Source organism: Pseudomonas sp. KnCO4, from assembly GCF_045344305.1.
Lineage (GTDB): Bacteria > Pseudomonadota > Gammaproteobacteria > Pseudomonadales > Pseudomonadaceae > Aquipseudomonas > Aquipseudomonas anuradhapurensis.
The window spans coordinates 1,111,146-1,131,526 of the sequence record NZ_CP174199.1 but is presented as its reverse complement, the minus strand read 5'-3'; the positions used below and the strand labels follow the sequence as shown (position 1 = coordinate 1,131,526).

The window sequence follows — 20,381 nt, the reverse complement described above, 5'->3', positions numbered from 1 at the left end:
CGCCCATGGATACCCTGCCGTACGCACCGCTATTCGGCACCCTGGCACTGGCGCTGTTGTGGTCGGCACTGTTCACCGCCGTGGATGCCGCCCGCCAGCTGCTCAATGGTGCACGCACCGGCGAGGACAGCCCCACGCTGCCCGCCCAGGCCCTGGTGCTGTGTGCCAGCCTGGGCAAGTTGCTGGTGCTGGGCCTGGCCTGCCTGATCGGCCAACGCCACAGTGGCGAGCACGGTTTCTGGCTGGCCGGCCTGGCCGCCACCCTCACCCTGCTGGTGTTCGCCGAGTACCTGCCACGACGCCTGGCGCGGCGCAACCCGCAGGCGTTCTTCAGCCTCGGTGTCAGCCTGCTGAAAGTGCCGCTGACCCTGCTGCAACCACTGGCCTGCCTGCTGGATGGCATTGCCAGGTTGATCTTGCGCCCATTCCGCGTGCAACCCACGGCTGTGGCCGTGCACCCGCCGGAAGCGGATGACTTCGATGAGGACGACGAGCACGAAGCGCCGCGCCATGGCCTGCTCGACGGCCTGCAATCACTGGACAAGATCACCGTCAACGACATCCTGGTGCCACGCAACGAAGTGGACGGCATCAACCTCGACGATCCGATCGAGCGCATCATCGAGCAACTGATCGTCAGCCGCCACACCCGCCTGCCGGTGTACCACAGCGACATCAACCAGGTTGAAGCGATCCTCAACACCAAGCTGATCAGCCACCTGCTGCCCAAGGCCGAGCTGACCCTGGAGAAACTCCACAGCGCCTGCTACGAGCCCTATTTCGTGCCGGAAAGCACGCCCCTGCAGATGCAGCTGCTGAACTTCCACAAACAGCAACGCCGCCTCGGCGTGGTGGTGGACGAGTACGGAGAAGTACTGGGCATCGTCACCCTGGAAGACATCCTCGAAGAAATCGTTGGCGAATTCGAGGACGAGCACACCCTGGACAACCCCCACGTCCACCCGCAGCCCGATGGTACCTTCGTCATCGACGGCACCGCTTCGCTGCGCGAAATCAATCGCACCCTGGGCTGGCACCTGCCCTGCGACGGCGGGCCGAAAACCCTCAACGGGCTGGTCACCGAAGCGCTGGAAAGCATCCCGGAAAGCGCCGTTTGCCTGAAGATCGGCCGCTATCGCCTGGAAATCCTCGAAACAGAGGACAATTGTGCCAGCAAGGTACTGGTATGGACGGTGACCCGATAGCTATACTCGGGCCACGCTTACCCAGCCTCGCCGTCCCGCCTGCTATCCGCATTCGGCGCTCCACGGCCAGTCCGCCTCACTGACACGCCCTGCGGTCCTGCTTCACACCCCGAACAGTGCCCGCCCCCGCCCCTATCCCCCTTGGGCTATCGTCAGTCTGGCGCGCACAACAACAAAACGCTCCGGCGCCCGCATGGCCGTGCCTGGCTTTTTCGCTTCGCACGCCGTCGTTGGCCGCGCCCATGGAGCCGGATCAGACTGTCAGGGACCTTCCAAATGACAACCAGCAGCACCTATGCCGAAGCGCCTGCCGCGCCGGTCAATTCGCCCGCGCGGGTCGCCACTGCCAGCTTCATCGGCACCGCCATCGAGTTCTATGATTTCTACGTCTACGCCACTGCCGCCGCCCTGGTGATCGGCCCGGTGTTCTTCCCTTCCGGGTCGGGCACCGCGCAGATGCTGGCGGCCTTCCTCACCTTCGGCATCGCTTTCCTGGCGCGCCCGCTGGGTTCGGCACTGTTCGGCCATTTTGGCGACCGCATCGGCCGCAAATCGACCCTGGTCGCCTCACTGTTGCTGATGGGCGTGTCCACCACCGCCATCGGTGTGTTGCCGGGCTATGACAGCATTGGCGTGTGGGCGCCAATCATCCTGTGCCTGTTGCGCTTCGGCCAAGGCCTGGGCCTGGGTGGCGAATGGGGTGGCGCGGCATTGCTGGCCACCGAGAACGCGCCGCAAGGCAAACGCGCCTGGTTCGGCATGTTCCCGCAGTTGGGGCCGTCGATCGGCTTCCTCGCCGCCAACGGCCTGTTCCTGACCCTGGCGCTGGTGCTCAGCGACGAGCAGTTCCGTGCCTGGGGCTGGCGCATTCCGTTCCTGCTCAGCGCGGCGCTGGTGCTGGTCGGCCTGTATGTGCGGCTGAAACTCGAGGAAAGCCCGGTGTTCGCCAAGGCAGTGGCGCGCCAGGAACGGGTGAAAATGCCAGTAGTCGACCTGTTTGCCAAACACTGGCGGCCTACCCTGCTGGGCGCGGCGGCCATGGTGGTGTGCTACGCACTGTTCTACATCTCGACGGTGTTCTCGCTGAGCTACGGCGTGACGACGCTGGGCTACAGCCGCGAAACGTTCCTCGGCCTGCTGTGCTTCGCAGTGGTGTTCATGGCCCTGGCCACACCCCTGTCGGCCTGGCTCAGCGACCGTTACGGACGCAAGCCGGTGCTGGTCGTCGGCGGCCTGCTGGCGGTGCTCTCGGGCTTTACCATGGAACCGCTGCTGACCTCGGGGTCGACCGCAGGCGTGGCGCTGTTCCTGGCCATCGAATTGTTCCTGATGGGCGTGACCTTTGCGCCGATGGGGGCATTGCTGCCGGAACTGTTCCCGACCCATGTGCGTTACACCGGGGCGTCGGCCGGGTATAACCTGGGTGGGATCGTCGGGGCTTCGGCGGCACCGTTCTTTGCCCAGAAACTGGTGAGCATGGGTGGCTTGAGCTGGGTCGGTGGCTATGTGTCGGCGGCCGCGGTGATCAGCCTGCTTGCGGTGCTGTGCCTGAAAGAGACCCGCAATACTGCGCTTTGAATGATTGGGGCTGCTTTGCAGCCCTATCGCGCCACAAGGCCGCGCCTGCAGGAGATCGCACCCGATTCAGCTTGCGCGATTGCCTGGAGCGGCCTTGTGTCGCGAAAGGGCCGCAAAGCGGCCCCATGCGGTCTGGATCAGAACTCGACCTTGACCGCCTGCGCAGCACGGGTCGCCTTGGCCCGCGCCAACTCGACCGACTCGTCCCGCGCCAGGCACACGCCCATGCGCCGAGTCCCGTTGATTTCCGGCTTGCCGAACAGGCGAATGGCGGTATCCGGCTCGCTCAGCGCTGCGCCCAGGTTGGCGAAGCTGGTCTGCTGCGACTGGCCTTGCGGCAGGATCACCGCCGAGGCCGACGGGCCGAACTGGCGCACGGCCGGAATCGGCAGGCCAAGAATCGCCCGGGCATGCAGGGCAAACTGCGAGAGGTCCTGGGAAATCAGGGTGACCAGGCCAGTGTCATGCGGGCGTGGTGACACTTCGCTGAACCACACCTGGTCGCCCTTCACGAACAGCTCCACGCCGAACAGGCCGCGGCCGCCCAGGGCATCGGTGACCGCCTTGGCCACCCGCTGCGACTCGGCCAGCGCTTTCGGGCTCATGGCCTGCGGCTGCCACGACTCCTGGTAGTCGCCTTTTTCCTGACGATGGCCGACCGGCTCGAGGAAGGTGGTGCCGCCCACGTGGCGCACGGTCAGCAGGGTAATCTCGTATTCGAAGTCGATGAAGCCTTCGACGATCACCCGGCCCTTGCCGGCGCGGCCGCCCTCCTGGGCGTAGGCCCACGACGGCTGCAGGTCGGCATCGCTGCGCAACAGGCTCTGGCCCTTGCCCGACGAACTCATCACCGGCTTGACCACGCACGGGTAACCGACGTCGGCCACGGCCTTGGCATAGTCTTCATAGGTGTCGGCGAAGTGGTACGGCGAGGTCGGCAGGTCCAGCTCCTCGGCGGCCAGGCGGCGGATGCCTTCGCGGTTCATGGTCAGCTGGGTGGCGCGGGCCGTCGGCACCACGTTGAAACCTTCGTTTTCCAGCTCGACCAGGGTGGCGGTGGCGATGGCTTCGATTTCGGGAACGATGTAGTGCGGCTTCTCGGCCTCGATCACGGCGCGCAGGGCAACGCCATCGAGCATGTTGACCACGTGGCTGCGGTGCGCCACCTGCATCGCCGGGGCATTGGCGTAGCGGTCGACGGCGATCACTTCGACGCCCAGGCGCTGCAGCTCGATCACCACTTCCTTGCCCAGTTCGCCACAGCCGCACAGCAGTACACGGGTCGCGGTGGGCGACAAGGGGGTTCCGATACGGGTCATTTCAGGTCCTCGAAGGCGTCCGGGGCCGCACCAGGCTTGGCGCCGCCCGCTGAAAAAGGACCGCTATTCTACACCATCAACCGACGGCGGCAGCGCGCCGCGCGCGAAATGCCATGGCCAGCCACACGGCGGTGACCCCGGCGAACTTCGAGGCCATGGCCGTGCCGATCACGGCCGGGGCCAGGGCACCGATCATGCCGAAGAAGATGAACGTGTCCACCGGGATGCTCAACGCCGAGCTCAGCCACAGGCGATCGCGCAATGGCCGGCGGGTGATGCTGAATACCAGCCAGTCGATCAGCTCGGAGATGAAGAATGCGGTGGCGCTGGCCAGCGCAATGGCCGGCTCCGAGGTGACATAGGACAACACCAGCGCCACCAGCATGGCGACCAGCGCGCCGTGGCCGAAGCGGGTCTGCACCATGTCGCGCAGGATGAACACCAGGCCGCCCCAGGCAGACCAGATGATGTCCAGGTGCGGCGCGCTGGAGAAGGCGTAGTTGATCAGCACTACGCTGCTGATGTAGGCAAGCAGATAGAACATGGCGAGTGGTCTGTGGGCAAGCCGCACAGATTACCGCTGGCTGCCCGAGCAGGCAACGGTACTCCGTGTAGGAGCGGCCTTGCGTCGCGATGGGCTGCGAAAGCAGCCCCAGCAACGTTAGCGTCTGCACCGAAATTGGGGCTGCTTCGCAGCCCATCGCGACGCAAGGCCGCTCCTACAAGCGACGCCAGCCTGCAGGGCATTCAGTTGTGGAACACCAGGCCGGCCTCTTTCGCCCGTTCATGACACAGCTTCAGCACCGCACGACGCTCGTCATTGTCCATCCGCCCCCAGCGGCTGATTTCCGCCACGCTGCGCTGGCAACCGGTGCAGATATCCTGCTCGTCCAGCGCACAAATGCTCACGCACGGCGAGGCCACCGGCCGTTCCACGGCATCACTCATCGTCTACCACCAACTCCCGCGCATAACGCTGGGCATTGGCCACGTAATGAGCGGCACTGGCTTCGAGCATGCGCTTCTGCTGCTCGGTCAGCTCGCGCACGACCTTGCCCGGCGAGCCCATCACCAGGGAGCCGTCGGGAATCTCCTTGCCCTCGGCAATCAGCGCATTGGCGCCAATGATGCAGTGCTTGCCGATCCGCGCGCCGTTGAGGATGACCGCGTTGATGCCCACCAGGCTGTAGTCGCCCACCGTGCAGCCATGCAGCATGGCGTTGTGGCCGATGGTCACGCCCTTGCCCAGGGTCAGCGGCGAGCCCATGTCGGTGTGCATCACCGTGCCATCCTGCACGTTGCTGCCCTCGCCAATGTCGATCAGCTCGTTGTCGCCGCGCAACACCGCGCCAAACCACACGCTGGCATTGGCCTGCAGGCGTACCTTGCCGATCAGGGTGGCAGTGGGTGCGGCCCAACTGGTGGGGTGGCTCTCGACCCGCAGGTCGCCCAGGCGGTATTTCATGCTTGCTCCTCAGGCTGGACGCAGACGGCGGGGTAGGCCCCGCTCAGTTTTCGATGTAACGCTCAGGTGGCTGGTGCAGGCTGATGCCGGCATCGAACAGCAGGTTGACCAGTTCGACGATCATGATCGCCGACAAACCCCAGATCTTGTATTCGCCGTAGCGATAGCTGGGCACGTACCAGCTGCGCCCCTGGTAATCGATACGGTGGGTATGGTCGCGCGGGTCCTGGCGGAAGAATTCCAGCGGCACGGTGAATACTGCTGCGATCTCGGCATCATTGGCGCGGTATTCGACAAAATCCGGAATAAGCCCGACGAATGGCGTTACTTTCAGGCCATGCAGCGAAATCAGCGGGCTGAGCGGGCCGATCACTTCCACCAGGCCAGGCGGCAGGCCGATTTCCTCTTCGGCCTCGCGCAATGCGGTGAACACCAGGTCCGGGTCTTCCGGGTCGCGGCGGCCGCCGGGAAAGGCCACTTCACCGCCATGTGTGGACAAGCCCTGGGCACGCAGGGTGAGGACCAGCTCGGGCGCTTCGCTACGGGTAATGGGCAAGAGGACCGCCGCTTCAGGGAACCGCCGGTCGGTTTCCATCGAGGCGGGTTGGTGGTTGCTCATTCGGCGAAGTAGCTCGTCCAGCATCGCGCACACTCATGTTCAAGGCCTGCCTTGCATGATGCACCAAAGCCGCGCAGCACCCAAGCCCCGTGCGCTTGCGGCGGCCCGGCCGTCGCGCCAAGATAAGCCAGAGCAAAAAGGGAACCGACATGAAATTCTGCAGCACGTGCGGCCAGCTGGTCACCCAGCGGATTCCTGCAGGCGACAGCCGCTTGCGGTATGTCTGCGAATCCTGCCAGACCATCCACTACCAGAACCCCAATATCGTCGCCGGCGTACTGCCGACCTGGGGCAGCCAGGTATTGCTGTGCCGGCGCGCCATCGAGCCGCGCCGGGGCTTCTGGACCCTGCCTGCCGGGTTCATGGAAAATGGCGAAACCCTCGACCAGGCCGCCCGTCGTGAAACCGTCGAGGAAGCCTGCGCCCGCCTCGGCAGCATGACCCTGTACCAGCTGTTCGACCTGCCGCACATCAACCAGGTGCATGTGTTCTTCCGCGCCGAGCTGGCGGACCTTGATTTCGCTATCGGTGTGGAAAGCCTGGAGGTGCGGCTGTTCGAGGAACACGAGATACCGTGGGGCGAGCTGGCTTTCCGCACTGTCACACGCACACTAGAATGCTACTATCGCGACCGCATTGGGCAGCAGTACCCCATAGGCCATGAATACCTGCCGCCGATGCATGTCTCGACCACTACCTAGAAGCCTTCAGGGAAACCGTTACATGCGCTGGTTGCTTGCCCTTTTCTGCCTTTGCGTTACCTCGGTGTCCCAGGCGGCGTTCACCGAGACGATCATCCGCAAACCCCAGCCGGCAGCGCAAACTCAGTCGCCTTCGCAACAGGCCATGCAGCCGCTGATCGACAAGGTGCTGGTGATCAAGTCCGAGCGGCGCCTGCAATTGATCAGCCGTGGCGAACCCCTGAAAACCTACCGCATCTCCCTGGGCAAGCAGCCCAAGGGCCCCAAGGAACGCGAGGGTGACAAGAAAACCCCCGAGGGCCTTTACTGGCTGGACTGGCGCAAGCAAAGCGACCGCTTCAACCTGGCCATCCACATCAACTACCCGAACGTCAGCGATGCCGCCCGCGCGAGCCGTGAAGGGGTGAGTGCCGGCAGCATGATCATGATTCATGGCACGCCGATCAACGACGAATACCCGGAGTGGTACTTCCACACCCTGGACTGGACCGATGGCTGCATTGCCATGCGTAACCGCGACATGCAGGAAGTCTGGGACCTGGTGCGCGATGGCACGCTGATCGAGATCCGCCCTTGATATGAGCGGCGATATCAGCGGCTTGCAGCAGCCTGTAGAGGGGCTCGGCGCTCTCCAGGTGCCCCTACCAGCGAAACTCCCGCTGCCCTGCCAGCGCCTGCGGCCCGAGCCACTGCGCCCCACGCAATAAAGGTGTCAACGCCGCTTCGGGCTGCAATTCGTACACCAACCGGGCCCGGCGCCCAGGCAGGTCTGCGTCCATTGTCAGGTGATGCTGCCCCTGTTGTGCCAGTTGCCCGCGCAGGTGCCAGCCGTTGCCGCAGTCGATTTCCAGCCAGCCCTGCCCCAGGCCCAGCGACCACGGCTCGCTCAAGGCGAGGTCGGTCACCTGCAGGCGGCCGTCGCTGCCCTGGCATCGGCGCCCAGCGCCCTCGACCCGCAATCCACCCTGCCATTGCCCAGCCAGGCGGTAATCCGTCGTTGGCGTCAACTGCGGCCCCAGGGCCGTCGCCGTCAGCTGCCACTGCCAGGGCCAGCCTTCAGCACGCAGTTGCCAGGCCTGGCCCTGCCAGCCAACCTGCGCGCTCGCCTGCAAGCGCCACGGCTGTAGCGCCCAGCGCAGCGGCCCGAGCGGCCCCAGCTGCTGTGCCTGGCCTTGCCAGAGGCTGCCACTGGCCTCGCGCAGGGGCAGCTTGAATACATGCGCCACCCAGCTGGCCGGCAGCTCCAGCAATAGCGTGAGGACAAAAACCAGCAGCACCCACGCCGCACTTGTTCGGCTCATGGCTGCACCACCAGCTCGAAGCGCAGCCCCTTGCCGTCGCGTTCCAGCCCCCATTGCCGTAGCTGCGCGCCTTCGGCCCGCAGGCTGTGCAGCCAGCCCTGCAACAGAAGCTCGTCGGGTACCTGGCCACGCAACTGCCAGACCTCACCTTGCGCATCGACTTCGGCCAGTTCGATGCGCCGGGCCTGGGCTGACTGGCGTAGCCGTTCCAGGTTCAACCCCGGGCCGCCGTGCAGGCTGGCGGCTTGTTCGGCCAGCCCGCGCCACTGGCTGAGTTCGCGCCATTGCGCCAGGCCGGCGCGCAGGGCCAGCACGGCCAGCAACAGGGCAATCAGTGCCCCGGCGAAGGTGAAACGATGACGCTGTATCCAGTCCCGGTTCATGAGGCCGCTCCCAGGTCGAACAGCACCTGGTCAGCTTGAACCTGAACAGTCGCACCGGCAGCGGTGGCCATGTCCTGCCATGGCGGTGCACTGCCCTCACCGACCAGGCGCACCTGCCAACGCTGGCCATCGAAGCGCACCGCGCCCAGGTGCCAGCCGGGGTGGTCACGCAGCCAGGCCTGCAATGCCGCTTGCAGGTCGTCGAGCTGGCGCATGCGCAGTTGCTGTTGCAACTCACCTTCGCGCAGCCGCTTGAGCGCCTGCGCGGCGTGACGCGGGCTGGCCTGGGCACCGGTCACGGCAATGACCTGGCTGCGCCAGAGTTGCGCCTGGCGCCATTGCTGGGTCATCCACAGCCCAGCCCAGGCCACAGCCAATGCCAGGCAGGCGGCCAGCAGGCGTTGCTGCGGCCGGGATACCGTCGCCAGCGCACGCCTGTTGCGGGCATGCTCGAACAGGCCGGGCAGTTTATCGAGCGGCGGCAACGCCGTTGGCCAGTCACCGCTCAGCGGCACCCTGTGCAGCCCCGCCCACGGTTGGCGAGGCGCATCACCCAATGCATCCGGCCAGGCCAGCCAATGCTCCTGGCCATCTTCTTCCAGCCCTTTGCACAAGCGCAGATCGGCTGAGCGCTGCCAATGCCAGGCAGTGCCGGCCTCGGGTGTCGGCAGTAGCTGCAGCTCCGCCCAGCAACGCTGCACTGGCAAACCCCACTCGGCACACTGCCGGTGCCAGCTGTCCAGTTGCTGGCGCGCCACCACCAGCAAGCGAAGGTAACCGGGCCCACGCGCCAGGCAGGCACAGGTCACTTCGTCCGCGGCCTGCAGCAAGCGATCTTCGAGCAACAGTGGCCATTCCTCTCGTTTGAGCCCCGGTGGTGCCGGCACGCGGAAATGGCTGCAGGCTTCGGCAGGCAGAATCAGTGCGACACGCGCCTGCAGGTTCAGCGGCGGCTGGCCCTGCCCCTGGCTTTGCACACGGCCGCCATCGACCAGCGCCCAGTGCCAGGTTGCACCCGGTCGCAGCAACAACCAGGGCCGGGCTGGTGTACGCCGCCGCCATTCAACGTTCATGAGCGCCCCCACGGGAGCGCGAAGGTGCAGACATAGGGGGCTCCGTCACGCTGCAATTCCAGGCGCACGCCACGGCCGGGGTGCGCGGGTTGGTCAGAAGGCCAGGCCAGCCAGCGGCCGCCCTGGTAATACAGAACATTCAGGGCGCTGACCCGCTCGAGCCGTTCACGCTCGAGCCAGCGCGGCGCGGCAGCGGCGTACAGGTCGGCCGAGCTTTCCAGCAGCAGGCGCTGCTCGCGGGCCTCGAAGCGCAGGCGCTGGCGTTGCAGGCGCGAGCCACCTTCGGCGGGCGGCAGGCCGGTAGTGGCGACCCACAGCAGCTGGTTGCTGGCTGGCTGCCAGTCGAGCCAGCGGCTGGCCAGGGGCAGGCGCTGCTCGTAGATGCGGCGCATCACCGGGCTGTCGAAGCGCCGTTCCAAGGCCAGGCAAAATTCCAGTACCGAGGTTTCCTGGGTGGTGTCCTGCAAGCGTTCGCGCACCTTGAGCCAGCCATTGACCAGGGCGGCGAGCAGAATGCCGAGCACGGCGGTCAGGGCCAGGGCGACCATCAGCTCGATCAGGGTCAGGCCAGCCTGGCGGCGCTTTACCGGTTTGCCGCCCGGGTGACCGGTGTCCCCCGCTGCTACAGGGGGCAGGCACGCCTTTGAAATTGGCGGCCGGCTCATGGGCGCTCCAGGAATACGGTGTACTGGCCCAGCGGCAGGCGCTGGTCGCGATCGGCGAACAGCAGTAGTTCCCCGCGACGCAAGTCACGCACGCCAGTGCGGCGCAGCTGCAACTGCCAGTGGCACGCCTGGCCACCCTGGCTCAGCTCACCGCTCACCTGGTTGTTGGCAGGCCAGTACTGCTCGACGGCAAAGCGGGTTTGCAACTCGCGCGCGCACAGCAGGCCGAGGCGGTGTTGCTGCAGGTTGCCCTGCACGGCCAGGCGCTGGCGCAACACCTGGCTGGTGATTACCGCCAGCACGGCAGCGATCGCCAGGGCCACGGTAACCTCGAGCAAGGTGAAACCGCGTTGATGCCGCTTCATGGCGCCACCGCTATGCGCAAGCGGCCATCACGGCTCCAGGCCCAGCGTTGGCTACCATCGGCCCAGCGCCAGTGCACGCTGCCCGGCTGTGCCCAGCCGTGCGGGGTGAACAGCAGCTGAGGTTGCGAGCTGGCTGGCCAATCCGGATGCAGGCCTTTGGGCCAGTCGCCCAGGGCCACCGTCTCGAGCGCCCAGGCATCGCCCTGGCGGCGCACGAACTCCGGGCGCTGGCCGTTCCAGCGCAGGCCGCGCAGTTGCCCGGCGTGCCGGGCCAGCACGGCCTGGCTGCGGGCCTCTGCCGCCAGCCGCTGCAAGGCCTGGTCGACCGCGGCCTGGCCGTTGCCGAGACTGGCCACCGCCAGCCCGGTCATCAGCCCGGCGATGGCCAGCACCACCAGCAACTCGATGAGGCTGAAACCCCGCTGCCGACGCACGGGTTACAGCTCCCAGTTGCCCAGGTCGGCATCCTGGCCTTCGCCTCCCGGCAGGCCGTCGGCGCCCAGCGAGTACACATCGACCCGGCCGTGCTCGCCGGGCATGCGGTACTGATACGGGGTGCCCCAGGGGTCTTCAGGCAGGCGGCGCACGTAGCCGTCACTGCGCCAGGCCCGCGGCAGCGGTTCCTGGGCCGGCTTTTTCACCAGCGCGGCCAGGCCCTGCTCGTTACTGGGAAAGCGCAGGTTGTCCAGGCGGTACATGTCCAGCGCCTGCTCCAGGGTGGCCAGGTCGGCCATGACTTTCTGTTTCATGGCCTTGTCCTGGTTGCCGAGCACGCTGGGCGCGACCACGGCGATGAGCAGGCCGATGATGAAGATCACCACCATGATTTCCATGAGGGTGAAACCGCGCTGGCGGTGGCGTCGATGCTGCATGGCAATACTCCTTGCGTTCACAGTTGCAGGCCCTGGTTGAGTTGCATGATCGGTAGCAGCACGGCCAGCACGATGAACAGCACCACGGCGCCCATCACCAGGATCATCAGGGGTTCGAACAGCGCCATGGCGGTGTCGACCTGGCGGGCGAAGCCGCGCTCCTGGTCGTCGGCCACCCGCTCGAGCATGTCGGCCAGGGTGCCGCTGGCCTCGCCACTGCCGACCATGTTCACCAGCAGTGGCGGGAACTGCTGGCTGGCATCCAGCGCGCGGTGCAGGCTGGTACCGCCCTGCACCTGCAGGCGCACCTGTTCCATGGCCTGGCGGATACGCCGGTTGCCGACGGTTTCGGTGGCCACGTGCAGGGCTTCGAGCAGGGCCACGCCGCTGCCAGTGAGAATGGCCAGGCTGCGTGCCAGGCGCGCGCTTTCCAGCACCTGCAGCAGGTTGCCGATACGTGGCAGGCGCAACAGCAGCTGATCGCGGCGCAGGCACCATTGCGGCTTGCGCAGCAACCAGCCACCGAGCGCCGCGAGCACCACGGCCAGCCCCAATAGCCAAGGCCCGGCCTGGACCAACCCTTGGCTCAGGCCGATCAACAGCGAGGTGATCAGCGGCAGGCTCTGCCCGGCATGGGCGAATTGCTCGGTGAGCTTGGGCACGACGAAGGTCATCAGGCCGATGACCACCGCCAGCGACACGCCCATCAGCACCGTGGGGTAGATCAGCGCAGTGCGCGCCTTGTGCTGTTGCCGTTGTACCTGTTCCAGGTGATCGGCCAGGCGGGCCAGGACCTGGGCCAGGCGCCCGGAGCGCTCGCCGGCCTCGACCAGCGCGCAGTACAGGCCGCTGAACGGTGCGCCTTGGCGCGCCAGGCTGCGGGCCAGGCCCAGGCCTTCGGCAAGCGAGCCGCGCAAGGCCACCAGCACACTGTGCAGGGCGGGCTGGCGCAATTGACGTTCAAGGGTGGCCAGGGCGTCGACCAGGGGGATGCCGGCACCGGTCAGGGTGGCCAGCTGACGAGTCAGTTCGCACAGCTGGCCGCGGCTCAGGCGCTGGCGCCGGGGTTGCCGGGCACCGGCCTCGTGGCGCTGCAACTGGCGGGCGAACAGCCCCTGCTCGCGCAACAACTGGCGCGCGTGGCGTTCGCTGTCGGCTTGCAGGCTGGCCTTGCGGGTCTTGCCGGCGAGGTCGACGGCCTGGTAGCGGTAGGTCGGCATGCTCAGCCCTGCACCACGCGCAGCACTTCGGCCAGGCTGGTCTCGCCACGCGCCAGGCACTCGCTGGCCATCGCCACCAGGCTCTGCCGGCGTTCGGCCAGGTAGTCGTGCATGGCCAGTTCGCTGGCGCCGTCGTACAACAGGCCGACCAGCCCGGGGTCCAGCTCGATGAATTCGTACAGGCCCAGGCGCCCGCGGTAACCGCTGCCCTGGCACTGCTCGCAGCCCACCGCGTGGTAACTGCTGCCGAGTGCCGCCAGCTCGGGCCACAGCTCACGTTCAGCCGCCTGCAGCGGGTGCGCCACGGCGCAACTGCACAGGCGCCGCACCAGGCGCTGGGCCAGTACACCACGCAGGCACGAGGCGATCAGGAACGGTTCGATGCCCATGTCGCGCAGGCGGGTCACCGCGCCCAGCGCACTGTTGGTGTGCAGGGTGGACAGCACCAGGTGGCCGGTGAGGCTGGCCTGAACGGCGATCTGCGCGGTTTCCTGGTCGCGGATTTCGCCGAGCATGATCACGTCCGGGTCCTGGCGCAGGATCGCGCGCAGGCCGCTGGCGAAGGTCAACCCGGCGCGCGGGTTGATGGCAGTCTGGCCGATGCCGGCAATGGCGTACTCCACCGGGTCCTCGACGGTGAGGATATTGCGGCTGCCATCGTTGAGGCTGTTGAGGCTGGCGTACAGGGTGGTGGTCTTGCCGGAACCGGTCGGGCCGGTGGACAGGACGATGCCGTTGGGCCGCGCCAGGCAGCCACGCAGGCCCTGCAGTACCGCCGGCGGCATGCCCAGGTTGCCCAGCGCCAGCAGGCTGGCCTGCTTGTCGAGGACGCGCATCACCACCCGTTCGCCATGGATGCCAGGCAGGGTCGAGACCCGCACGTCCACTTCGCGCCCGGCCGCACGCAAGGTGATCCGGCCATCCTGGGGCTGGCGCTTTTCGGCGATGTCCAGGCGCGCCATCACCTTGATCCGCGACACCAGCATGGCTGACAGGGCACGCGGTGGGCGCAACACCTCGCGCAGGTAGCCATCGACCCGCAGGCGCACCACCAGGCTCTGCTCGAAGGTTTCGATGTGGATATCCGAGGCACGCAGGCGCAGGGCCTGGCCGAACAGGCCGTTGATCAGGCGGATCACCGGGGCCTCGTCGTCGCTTTCCAGCAAGTCCTCGATGCGCGGCATCTCGTTCATCAGGCTATCCAGGTCCACCTGCTCGCCAATGCCTTCGATCAGTGCCTCGGTGGCGTTGGCGCCTGCCTGGTACAGCTGGCCCAGGCGCTCGTCGAACAGCGCGGGCTCCAGGTATTCGAGCAGGCTGGGCTGGCCATGCACGCGCAACAGTTCCTGCAGTTGCGCACTGTCGGCGTCGGGCCGCAGCCACAATTGCCAGCCTTGCTCGGCCGGGGCCATGGCTACCCCGCTCTGGCGCGCCTGGCGATATGGCAGCATCACCAGTCACCGCCTTCCAGGCGCGCGCGGCTGGCAGGGAACACCTGCAGCAACTGCGGGCTGCCGGCTGCCAGGTCCGGCAGTTGCAGCGGCGTGGTCTGCTGCAAGGTGCGGTACTTGCCCTCGCTGAGCCCGGCCAGGCTCGGCTCGTCACGCAGGATACGCGGGCGAATGAACACCATCAGGTTCTGCTTGGTGTTCTTGCTGGCATCGGAGCGGAACAGCCGGCCCAGGTACGGGATGTCGCCCAGCAGCGGCACACGCTGGTTGCTGGTGCTCAGCTCGTCGGAGATCAGGCCGCCGAGAATGACCAGGCCGTTGTCCTCGACCATCACCTTGGTCTTGATCTCGCGCTTGTTGGTGATCACGTCGCTGGCCGCGCTGGAGTCGGCGATCGACGACACTTCCTGGACGATGTCCAGGCGCACGCTGTTGTCGATGTTGATCTGCGGCTTGATGCGCAGCTTCACCCCAACTTCCTTGCGCTCGATGGTCTGGTACGGGTTGGCGTTGTTCTGGGTCACCGAACCGGTGACGAAGGGCACTTCCTGGCCGACCAGGATCGACGCTTCGGCATTGTCCAGGGTCAGCAGGGTGGGCGTGGACAGCAGGTTGAAGCCACTTTTGCCCTTCAGCGCATTGACCAGCATGGCAAAGTTGAAGCCGCCGCCGAAATGGCCGATGCCGGCCGTGGCGCCGCTGGTCGACGACAGCAGCTCGCCCAGCGCCTCGCTGTCACCGCTGGCGGCCGCCCCGGCGATACTGGCGATGTTGACCCCGTTGCTGCCGAAATTGACGATGCCAGCACCGAACTTCTCATCGGCGAACAGCCACTGCACGCCCAGCTCCTGGGCACTGCTGTCGGAGACCTCGGCGATGATCGCCTCCACCACCACCTGGGCGCGGCGGATGTCCAGTTGCTCGACGATGCTGCGGTAGGCCGCCAGCTCGCTGTCGGGGCCAACCATGACCACGGCGTTGGTGCCTTCCTCGTACTCCAGGCGGATAGCACTGCCACCACCGGCAGCCATCACCGGCCGGTCCTTGGCCTCGGCTCCAGCAGCGCCTTCCGCCGCCACCATGCCCTCCTGGCTGAGGCCGCGCAGCACCTTGACCACTTCGCTGGCACTGGCGTGGCGCAGGTAGATCACCTGGGTGCCGGTGTTGTCCGCCACTTCGCCTGGGCGGTCGAGGTGCTGCAGCAAGCTGGCGATACGATCCAGGTTGCTGCGCCAGTCGGTCACCACCAGTTGCTGCGCTGCGGGGTAAGGGGTGATCACGCCCACCCGTGGATCGATCAGCGGCTTGAGAATGCCGAGCACTTGTTCGCTGGCAGCATTGCGCACATTGAAAACCCGGGTAGCCACGCTGTCGCTGCCCTGCCCCTGCTGCCCGGCCGGCTCCACCGGCACCGGTTCCAGGCGCGCCGCCTGGTCGGGGACGATCTTCACGCTGCCGTTGGGCAGGTCGACAGCGGCATAGCCCTGGGCACGCAGCTGCGCCAGGAAGATGTCGTAGATCGCATCGGCGTCGTGCATGTCGACGGTGCGCACGGTGACCTTGCCTTTGACCCGGGGGTCGACGATGAAGGTGGTGCCGGTAATGCGCGACACGCTGTCGATGAACTCGCCCAGATCGGTGTCGACGAAGTTCACCTCATACAGGGGCGTACCGTTGTCGTCGAATACCGGCTCTTCGGCATTGGCGGCGGGCAGGCCCATGGACAAGGCCAGGCTCAAGGCGGCCGCTAGGCAATATCTGACAGGCATCGTTCATCCTTGCCGCTTGAAGCCGGCCACGACGGGGCGTGGCGGCCAGGGCAGGCGTTCACGCCGCCCCTGGTTGTTGAAAATCAGGCCATCGCTGTCGATGTCCTGCAGCACGATCCCGGGTGCCAGGCGCTGGCCACGGGCCAGGGTGCGCACCTGCTCGCCATAGCGCAGCACTACCACGCTGGCGGCCAACGGCTGGGCCTTGAGGCCGCCGAGGTAGTGCAGCGGCAGACGGGTAAGGGCAATGGCGCCGTCGTCGACGGGCTGCTGCCAATGGCCGACCATCAACCCGGGCAGCGGCGTGTCGGCCATGCCGGGTGCAGTCGCTGGTTGCGGCTGGCGGCTCAGTTGCAGCACGCACTGGGCGGCCAGCCAGCCGGCCAAGGTCAGGCCAGCGCCAGTGAGCAGGCGCGAGATGAGCATCACGAGGCCAACTGCCGTGGGTGCCAACCCGGGTGCCCCTGTACGTAGCGCACTTCGGGCAATTGCAGCGGCGCCAATTGCCAGTCCGCAGGCTGGCGGGCGAGCCAGGCCTCAACGCGTTGCCACAGGGGCTCACCCGCCTGGGCCTGGAATTGCAGGCCGAAGGTGCGGCACAGGCCCGGTAGCGGTGCCAGGTCGCTGATGCGCTTGCCTTGCGGGCTGTAGCTGACCCGCCAGGGCTGGCCCTGCCAGCGCGGCAGGTCCTGGCTGTTGTCCAGCAGCAACGGATCGCCGAACAGTTGCTCTGCAGCGTTCTCCAGCACCTGCTCGACCTGCCGCGCTGGCGCTTCGACCACCGGGGCCGGGTAGCCACCGGTGAGGCTGATCAAGTGTTCGCGGGTAATGGCCGCCCCTGCTGGCAGCGGGTAGTCATAACGCAGGCCAGGCAGCAGCACCGGCATGTCGCTGTCGCCAGCCAGGGCCTGATGCAGCAGGCGGTCCCAGCTGCCGCCCCGAGTATCGCGGCGCCACAGGGCCTGGGGCGCGCGGGCCAACGGTTGATCGAGCCAGGCCGCATGGCCGGCGCGCTGTTGCCGCAGTTCGGCTTGCAATGGCGCGACACGCAGCTGCGCCGCGGCGGCCAGCTGGTGTTCAAAGGCCGGGAAGAAACGCCCGTCGAACTGCCACGCCCCGGCCACCCGCCGACAGCGCAGACGGAAGGCGCCGCTACCCCGGCAACCGGCGAACAGCACCGGTACCCGGCGGCCGCTGGCCTGGGTCACCTCAACCGGTGCCGGCCACAAGTCCTGGCCACGGGCAGATAGCAGCACGTCGATCTGCGCTACCCGCTCGGCCAGCCACAGCCCGGGGCCAGTGCCCGCATCGGCCAGGGCCACCACCAGGTCGGCGTCGCGCCGGGCCTGCTCGAACACCGGCTGGAGCGCCTGGTACCACTGCTTGAGCGACGCTTTCTGGTCCTGGGCGTAGGGGTCGGTGACACCGACCACGGCGACCCGTGCCCCACCCCGCTCGAAGATATGCAAGTTGTCCAGGCCCAGGGCCTGGCGTTGCCCTTCAGCCAGCCCGGCCCCCAGGGTGATGGCGCCAGCCTGGCGATACAGGCCTGGGCAACGTTGTGGCCACAGCACGCGCTCGTCGCTGCTGACCCGCGCTTCGATTCCCAGCAGCTGGCTGCCCTGCACGCCGCTTTCGCCCTGGGTCAGGTAGGCCAGGCCACTGCCATTCCAACCCTGGCCATTCTCCAGGGTCAGGCTGTTGCCCGCCCCGGCCTCGCCGCGCAACTGCTCCAGCAACGCCGCCAGCACTGCATAGCCGCCCAGCTGGGCAGACGCCGCCTGGCCGGCGTCGAGCAGTGACGCCAGTTGCGGGTGGGCGACGCTGGCGTTGCTGCCGGTCATCCATGGCGCGCGGCCCAGATGGCTGACCGGCCCCAGGCGCGTGGCCGGCACCACCGCCAGGCCAGGCTGGCGGGCATCGAGGGTATCGGCCACGTACAGCAGGTCGAGGCTGGCATCACCGCGCGGTTGCCCAGGAAAGGCGGAGCAGGCGCCGAGCAACGGCGCCAAGGCACCGACACCCATCCAGCCGATCACTTCGCGCCTGTGCATACTGCTTGCCATCGAACCCGCCATCCTTTTCCATGTTCATTCAGGGCACCGGATGTTGCGGCGTTGGCATTACAGTTTGATGGCAGAAATCCGACAACCATTCCAAACTGATCTGTCGATCCTGTTTTTAAGCGCCCGGTGTTTTAAAGGCGCGTTCACATTTCTGCCAATGAATCATCATATTTGCCCACTAAAGTCGCGGTTTCCTCCAACTCAGCCAACATAAGGACACCCTGATGAGTCGAGATACCGGCGACAACCTGGACCGGAACCACAGCGGCAACCTGCCGATGGCCCGCGTCATGGACGCCTACCTGAGCCGTCGCAGCGTGATGCGCGGCAGCCTGGGCGCTGCCATCGCCATGATTGCCGGTACCGGCCTGACAGGCTGCTTCGACAGTGGCGGTTCGGATCATGATGATCCGGTCACCGAGCCGGAAGTGCCAGAACTGGCGTTGGGCTTCCAGTCCATCCCCGGCTCGCGCACCGATGCCTGCGTGGTTGCCGCTGGCTACAGCGCCTACGTGCTGGCGCCCTGGGGCACGCCGATCAACAGCAACGGCAACCCGTGGAAGGCCGACGGCAGCAATACCTCGACCGACCAGGCCAACGCCATGGGCATGCACCACGACGGCATGCACTTCTTCCCTATCAACGGCAGCTCGGAAGACGGCCTGCTGGCAATCAACTTCGAGTACATCGACACCGCCGCCCTGCACCCGGCCGGCCCGACCACCGATATCAACGGCAAACGCCCGGCCGAGGAAGTGCGCAAGGAAATCAACGCCCACGGCGCCGGCGTAGTGCGCCTGCAGAAGGTCAGCGGGCGCTGGCAGGTGGTCGACAACGACCCGCTCAACCGCCGCTTCACCACGGCCTCGCGCATGGAAATCACCGGCCCCCTGCGCGGCACCGATCACGTGAAGACCAAGTATTCGCCGGACGGCACCCACTGCCGCGGCACCAACAACAACTGCGGCAACGGCTACACCCCGTGGGGCACCTACCTGACCTGTGAAGAGAACTGGCCAGGCATTTTCGTCAACAAAGGTACCCGCCCAGAAGACCAGCGCCGTATTGGCGTGAGCACTTCCAACGGCCAGTACAAATGGGAAACCGCGGCGGGTGACAGCAGCGAGGTAGCCGACGAATTCGCCCGTTTCGACGTCACCATCAAAGCTGCCAGCGCCACCGACGACTATCGCAACGAAGCCAGCACCTACGGCTACATCGTCGAGATCGACCCGTACAACAGCGCCACCCTGGCCACCAAGCGCACCGCGCTGGGCCGTTTCCGTCACGAGGGCTGCGCGCCGGGCCTGGCGGTCGCCGGCAAGCCGCTGGTGTGGTACATGGGTGACGATTCGAACAACGAGTACCTGTACAAGTGGGTGTCCGACGCCGTGTGGGATGCCGCCGACGCCAACCCGGCCGACCGCCTGGCCACCGGCGCCAAGTACCTCGACCAGGGCAAGCTCTACGTGGCGCGCTTCAATGCCGATGGCAGCGGGGTATGGCTGCTGCTGGACGTCGCCACCACGACCACTGCCGGCAGTACCCTGGGCGCCCTGTATGGCGACCTGCCGGGGATCATCCTCAACACCCGCGGTGCCGCCGATGCCGTAGGCGCAACGCCGATGGACCGCCCGGAATGGACCACGGTCAACCCGCTGAACGGCGACGTGTACCTGACCCTGACCAACAACAGCGCACGCACCCCGGACAAGGTCGATGCTGCCAACCCGCGCGGCCCGAACCGTCACGGCCATATCATTCGCTGGCACGACAGCGACGACCAGCTGAGCTTCACCTGGGACATCTTCGTGTTCGGCGCCAACGCGGCCGGCAGCGCCGACATCAACCGCTCGGGCCTGACCGAACTGAACCAGTTCGCCAGCCCTGACGGCATGAGCTTCGATAGCCGTGGCGTGCTGTGGTTCGAGACCGACAACGGCGAGAGCACGGTGACCGACTACACCAACGACCAGCTGTTGGCAGTGATCCCGACCAACCTGGTCGATGCCAGCGGCAAGCAGGTGCCGGTGAATGCGCAGAACCAGGTGGACCTGCGCCGCTTCTTCGTCGGCCCGAATGGTTGCGAGGTGACCGGGATTACCTTCACCCCCGACAACAAGACGCTGTTCGTCAACATCCAGCACCCGGACAACTGGCCGTATACCGACAAGGCCACCGATGCCACCCCGGCGGGGACCACGGTAAGGCCGCGAGCGGCGACGGTGGTGATCCAGCGTATCGATGGCGGCGAGATCGGCACCGCCTGAAAGGGCGCCGGTCAGTCAGCCTTGTGCTGGCTGTACCGGCCTCTTCGCGGGTGAACCCG

The 20,381-nt window shown here is 66.6% G+C and carries 22 protein-coding genes; 5 read left to right on the top strand and 17 right to left on the bottom strand.

All coding sequences use genetic code 11. The annotated features are described in order from the left end of the window. The first annotated feature begins 5 nt into the window (after window positions 1-5). Both ACJA3S_RS05305 and ACJA3S_RS05300 read left to right on the top strand, forming a co-directional pair. Complete coding sequence (locus tag ACJA3S_RS05305; protein ID WP_406821071.1) at window positions 6-1,205, top strand: transporter associated domain-containing protein; 1,200 nt, start codon at window positions 6-8, stop codon at window positions 1,203-1,205. A 276-nt stretch (window positions 1,206-1,481) separates the two neighbouring features. After that, window positions 1,482-2,783 (top strand): MFS transporter, encoded by a 1,302-nt coding sequence (locus ACJA3S_RS05300; RefSeq protein WP_406821070.1) that lies wholly within the window; start codon window positions 1,482-1,484, stop codon window positions 2,781-2,783. 137 nt (window positions 2,784-2,920) lie between these two features. Here ACJA3S_RS05300 and purT read toward each other — a convergent pair whose 3' ends face one another. From purT to ACJA3S_RS05275, 5 genes are all read right to left on the bottom strand, one after another. Continuing rightward, window positions 2,921-4,102, bottom strand: a complete 1,182-nt coding sequence (purT, locus tag ACJA3S_RS05295) for a formate-dependent phosphoribosylglycinamide formyltransferase (protein WP_406821069.1) — start codon at window positions 4,100-4,102, stop codon at window positions 2,921-2,923. 76 nt (window positions 4,103-4,178) lie between these two features. Next, complete coding sequence (locus ACJA3S_RS05290) at window positions 4,179-4,646, bottom strand: VUT family protein (RefSeq protein ID WP_170028502.1); 468 nt, start codon at window positions 4,644-4,646, stop codon at window positions 4,179-4,181. A 203-nt stretch (window positions 4,647-4,849) separates the two neighbouring features. Then, window positions 4,850-5,050 carry a DUF1289 domain-containing protein gene (locus ACJA3S_RS05285; protein ID WP_186686049.1) on the bottom strand — a complete coding sequence of 67 codons (201 nt, stop codon included), beginning with the start codon at window positions 5,048-5,050 and terminating at the stop codon, window positions 4,850-4,852. After that, window positions 5,043-5,567, bottom strand: coding sequence for a gamma carbonic anhydrase family protein (locus ACJA3S_RS05280; protein ID WP_406821068.1), 525 nt, complete (start codon window positions 5,565-5,567; stop codon window positions 5,043-5,045). Before ACJA3S_RS05280 ends, ACJA3S_RS05285 begins: the two co-directional genes overlap by 8 nt. Window positions 5,568-5,610: 43 nt before the next feature. Further along, window positions 5,611-6,210: a CoA pyrophosphatase gene (locus tag ACJA3S_RS05275; protein ID WP_406821067.1), complete on the bottom strand. Its 600-nt coding sequence runs from the start codon at window positions 6,208-6,210 to the stop codon at window positions 5,611-5,613. Between the two features lie 125 nt (window positions 6,211-6,335). On the opposite strand from ACJA3S_RS05275, the gene ACJA3S_RS05270 reads away from it, so the two are divergent. Then, the gene (locus ACJA3S_RS05270; protein WP_186686053.1) at window positions 6,336-6,887 is read left to right on the top strand and encodes an NUDIX hydrolase; all 552 of its coding nucleotides are present in this window, start codon (window positions 6,336-6,338) and stop codon (window positions 6,885-6,887) included. A 22-nt stretch (window positions 6,888-6,909) separates the two neighbouring features. Continuing rightward, complete coding sequence (locus tag ACJA3S_RS05265) at window positions 6,910-7,464, top strand: murein L,D-transpeptidase family protein (RefSeq protein WP_406821066.1); 555 nt, start codon at window positions 6,910-6,912, stop codon at window positions 7,462-7,464. 64 nt (window positions 7,465-7,528) lie between these two features. On the opposite strand, the gene ACJA3S_RS05260 is transcribed toward ACJA3S_RS05265, so the two are convergent. Genes ACJA3S_RS05260 through ACJA3S_RS05205 form a run of 12 tightly spaced genes read right to left on the bottom strand, consistent with a single transcriptional unit; the run spans window position 7,529 to window position 18,052 of the window. After that, the gene (locus tag ACJA3S_RS05260) at window positions 7,529-8,188 is read right to left on the bottom strand and encodes a hypothetical protein (RefSeq protein ID WP_406821065.1); all 660 of its coding nucleotides are present in this window, start codon (window positions 8,186-8,188) and stop codon (window positions 7,529-7,531) included. Beyond that, entirely contained in the window at window positions 8,185-8,571 is a 387-nt protein-coding gene (gene gspM, locus ACJA3S_RS05255; protein ID WP_406821064.1) for a type II secretion system protein GspM, read from the bottom strand. Before gspM ends, ACJA3S_RS05260 begins: the two co-directional genes overlap by 4 nt. Beyond that, complete coding sequence (gene gspL, locus ACJA3S_RS05250) at window positions 8,568-9,644, bottom strand: type II secretion system protein GspL (RefSeq protein ID WP_406821063.1); 1,077 nt, start codon at window positions 9,642-9,644, stop codon at window positions 8,568-8,570. Before gspL ends, gspM begins: the two co-directional genes overlap by 4 nt. Further along, window positions 9,641-10,309, bottom strand: coding sequence for a type II secretion system protein (locus ACJA3S_RS05245; RefSeq protein WP_406821062.1), 669 nt, complete (start codon window positions 10,307-10,309; stop codon window positions 9,641-9,643). The genes gspL and ACJA3S_RS05245 overlap by 4 nt, the downstream gene beginning before the upstream one ends. Next, window positions 10,306-10,674, bottom strand: a complete 369-nt coding sequence (locus ACJA3S_RS05240; protein ID WP_406821061.1) for a type II secretion system protein GspI — start codon at window positions 10,672-10,674, stop codon at window positions 10,306-10,308. Before ACJA3S_RS05240 ends, ACJA3S_RS05245 begins: the two co-directional genes overlap by 4 nt. Beyond that, window positions 10,671-11,108, bottom strand: a complete 438-nt coding sequence (gene gspH / locus ACJA3S_RS05235; protein ID WP_406821060.1) for a type II secretion system minor pseudopilin GspH — start codon at window positions 11,106-11,108, stop codon at window positions 10,671-10,673. Before gspH ends, ACJA3S_RS05240 begins: the two co-directional genes overlap by 4 nt. Before the next feature lie 3 nt (window positions 11,109-11,111). Next, complete coding sequence (gene gspG / locus ACJA3S_RS05230) at window positions 11,112-11,546, bottom strand: type II secretion system major pseudopilin GspG (RefSeq protein ID WP_170028490.1); 435 nt, start codon at window positions 11,544-11,546, stop codon at window positions 11,112-11,114. Between the two features lie 17 nt (window positions 11,547-11,563). Then, on the bottom strand, window positions 11,564-12,766 hold the full coding sequence (gene gspF, locus ACJA3S_RS05225; RefSeq protein WP_406821059.1) for a type II secretion system inner membrane protein GspF: 1,203 nt from the start codon (window positions 12,764-12,766) through the stop codon (window positions 11,564-11,566). Window positions 12,767-12,768: 2 nt separating this feature from the next. Next, window positions 12,769-14,217, bottom strand: coding sequence for a GspE/PulE family protein (locus ACJA3S_RS05220; RefSeq protein ID WP_406822208.1), 1,449 nt, complete (start codon window positions 14,215-14,217; stop codon window positions 12,769-12,771). Then, window positions 14,217-15,986, bottom strand: coding sequence for a type II secretion system secretin GspD (gspD, locus tag ACJA3S_RS05215; RefSeq protein WP_406821058.1), 1,770 nt, complete (start codon window positions 15,984-15,986; stop codon window positions 14,217-14,219). Before gspD ends, ACJA3S_RS05220 begins: the two co-directional genes overlap by 1 nt. Window positions 15,987-15,989: 3 nt before the next feature. After that, window positions 15,990-16,412, bottom strand: a complete 423-nt coding sequence (locus tag ACJA3S_RS05210; RefSeq protein WP_406821057.1) for a pilus assembly protein PilZ — start codon at window positions 16,410-16,412, stop codon at window positions 15,990-15,992. Next, on the bottom strand, window positions 16,412-18,052 hold the full coding sequence (locus ACJA3S_RS05205; protein WP_406821056.1) for a lipoprotein UxpA: 1,641 nt from the start codon (window positions 18,050-18,052) through the stop codon (window positions 16,412-16,414). The genes ACJA3S_RS05210 and ACJA3S_RS05205 overlap by 1 nt, the downstream gene beginning before the upstream one ends. A 224-nt stretch (window positions 18,053-18,276) precedes the next feature. Here ACJA3S_RS05205 and ACJA3S_RS05200 point away from each other — a divergent pair, with 224 nt between their 5' ends. Further along, on the top strand, window positions 18,277-20,322 hold the full coding sequence (locus ACJA3S_RS05200; protein WP_406821055.1) for a PhoX family protein: 2,046 nt from the start codon (window positions 18,277-18,279) through the stop codon (window positions 20,320-20,322). Window positions 20,323-20,381 lie beyond the last annotated feature (59 nt).

What these genes read in the sequence shown, in the direction of transcription:
- gspL (WP_406821063.1), bottom strand. Translation starts at nt 9,644, where the DNA reads ATGAACGTTGAATGGCGGCGGCGTACACCAGCCCGGCCCTGGTTGTTG.
- gspF (WP_406821059.1), bottom strand. Translation starts at nt 12,766, where the DNA reads ATGCCGACCTACCGCTACCAGGCCGTCGACCTCGCCGGCAAGACCCGC.
- ACJA3S_RS05265 (WP_406821066.1), top strand. Translation starts at nt 6,910, where the DNA reads ATGCGCTGGTTGCTTGCCCTTTTCTGCCTTTGCGTTACCTCGGTGTCC.
- ACJA3S_RS05220 (WP_406822208.1), bottom strand. Translation starts at nt 14,217, where the DNA reads ATGCTGCCATATCGCCAGGCGCGCCAGAGCGGGGTAGCCATGGCCCCG.
- ACJA3S_RS05210 (WP_406821057.1), bottom strand. Translation starts at nt 16,412, where the DNA reads ATGCTCATCTCGCGCCTGCTCACTGGCGCTGGCCTGACCTTGGCCGGC.
- ACJA3S_RS05275 (WP_406821067.1), bottom strand. Translation starts at nt 6,210, where the DNA reads ATGCTGGACGAGCTACTTCGCCGAATGAGCAACCACCAACCCGCCTCG.
- ACJA3S_RS05205 (WP_406821056.1), bottom strand. Translation starts at nt 18,052, where the DNA reads ATGGCAAGCAGTATGCACAGGCGCGAAGTGATCGGCTGGATGGGTGTC.
- ACJA3S_RS05285 (WP_186686049.1), bottom strand. Translation starts at nt 5,050, where the DNA reads ATGAGTGATGCCGTGGAACGGCCGGTGGCCTCGCCGTGCGTGAGCATT.
- ACJA3S_RS05300 (WP_406821070.1), top strand. Translation starts at nt 1,482, where the DNA reads ATGACAACCAGCAGCACCTATGCCGAAGCGCCTGCCGCGCCGGTCAAT.
- ACJA3S_RS05270 (WP_186686053.1), top strand. Translation starts at nt 6,336, where the DNA reads ATGAAATTCTGCAGCACGTGCGGCCAGCTGGTCACCCAGCGGATTCCT.
- purT (WP_406821069.1), bottom strand. Translation starts at nt 4,102, where the DNA reads ATGACCCGTATCGGAACCCCCTTGTCGCCCACCGCGACCCGTGTACTG.
- gspD (WP_406821058.1), bottom strand. Translation starts at nt 15,986, where the DNA reads ATGCCTGTCAGATATTGCCTAGCGGCCGCCTTGAGCCTGGCCTTGTCC.
- ACJA3S_RS05290 (WP_170028502.1), bottom strand. Translation starts at nt 4,646, where the DNA reads ATGTTCTATCTGCTTGCCTACATCAGCAGCGTAGTGCTGATCAACTAC.
- ACJA3S_RS05260 (WP_406821065.1), bottom strand. Translation starts at nt 8,188, where the DNA reads ATGAGCCGAACAAGTGCGGCGTGGGTGCTGCTGGTTTTTGTCCTCACG.
- ACJA3S_RS05305 (WP_406821071.1), top strand. Translation starts at nt 6, where the DNA reads ATGGATACCCTGCCGTACGCACCGCTATTCGGCACCCTGGCACTGGCG.
- gspM (WP_406821064.1), bottom strand. Translation starts at nt 8,571, where the DNA reads ATGAACCGGGACTGGATACAGCGTCATCGTTTCACCTTCGCCGGGGCA.
- ACJA3S_RS05280 (WP_406821068.1), bottom strand. Translation starts at nt 5,567, where the DNA reads ATGAAATACCGCCTGGGCGACCTGCGGGTCGAGAGCCACCCCACCAGT.
- ACJA3S_RS05240 (WP_406821061.1), bottom strand. Translation starts at nt 10,674, where the DNA reads ATGAAGCGGCATCAACGCGGTTTCACCTTGCTCGAGGTTACCGTGGCC.
- ACJA3S_RS05200 (WP_406821055.1), top strand. Translation starts at nt 18,277, where the DNA reads ATGAGTCGAGATACCGGCGACAACCTGGACCGGAACCACAGCGGCAAC.
- gspG (WP_170028490.1), bottom strand. Translation starts at nt 11,546, where the DNA reads ATGCAGCATCGACGCCACCGCCAGCGCGGTTTCACCCTCATGGAAATC.
- ACJA3S_RS05245 (WP_406821062.1), bottom strand. Translation starts at nt 10,309, where the DNA reads ATGAGCCGGCCGCCAATTTCAAAGGCGTGCCTGCCCCCTGTAGCAGCG.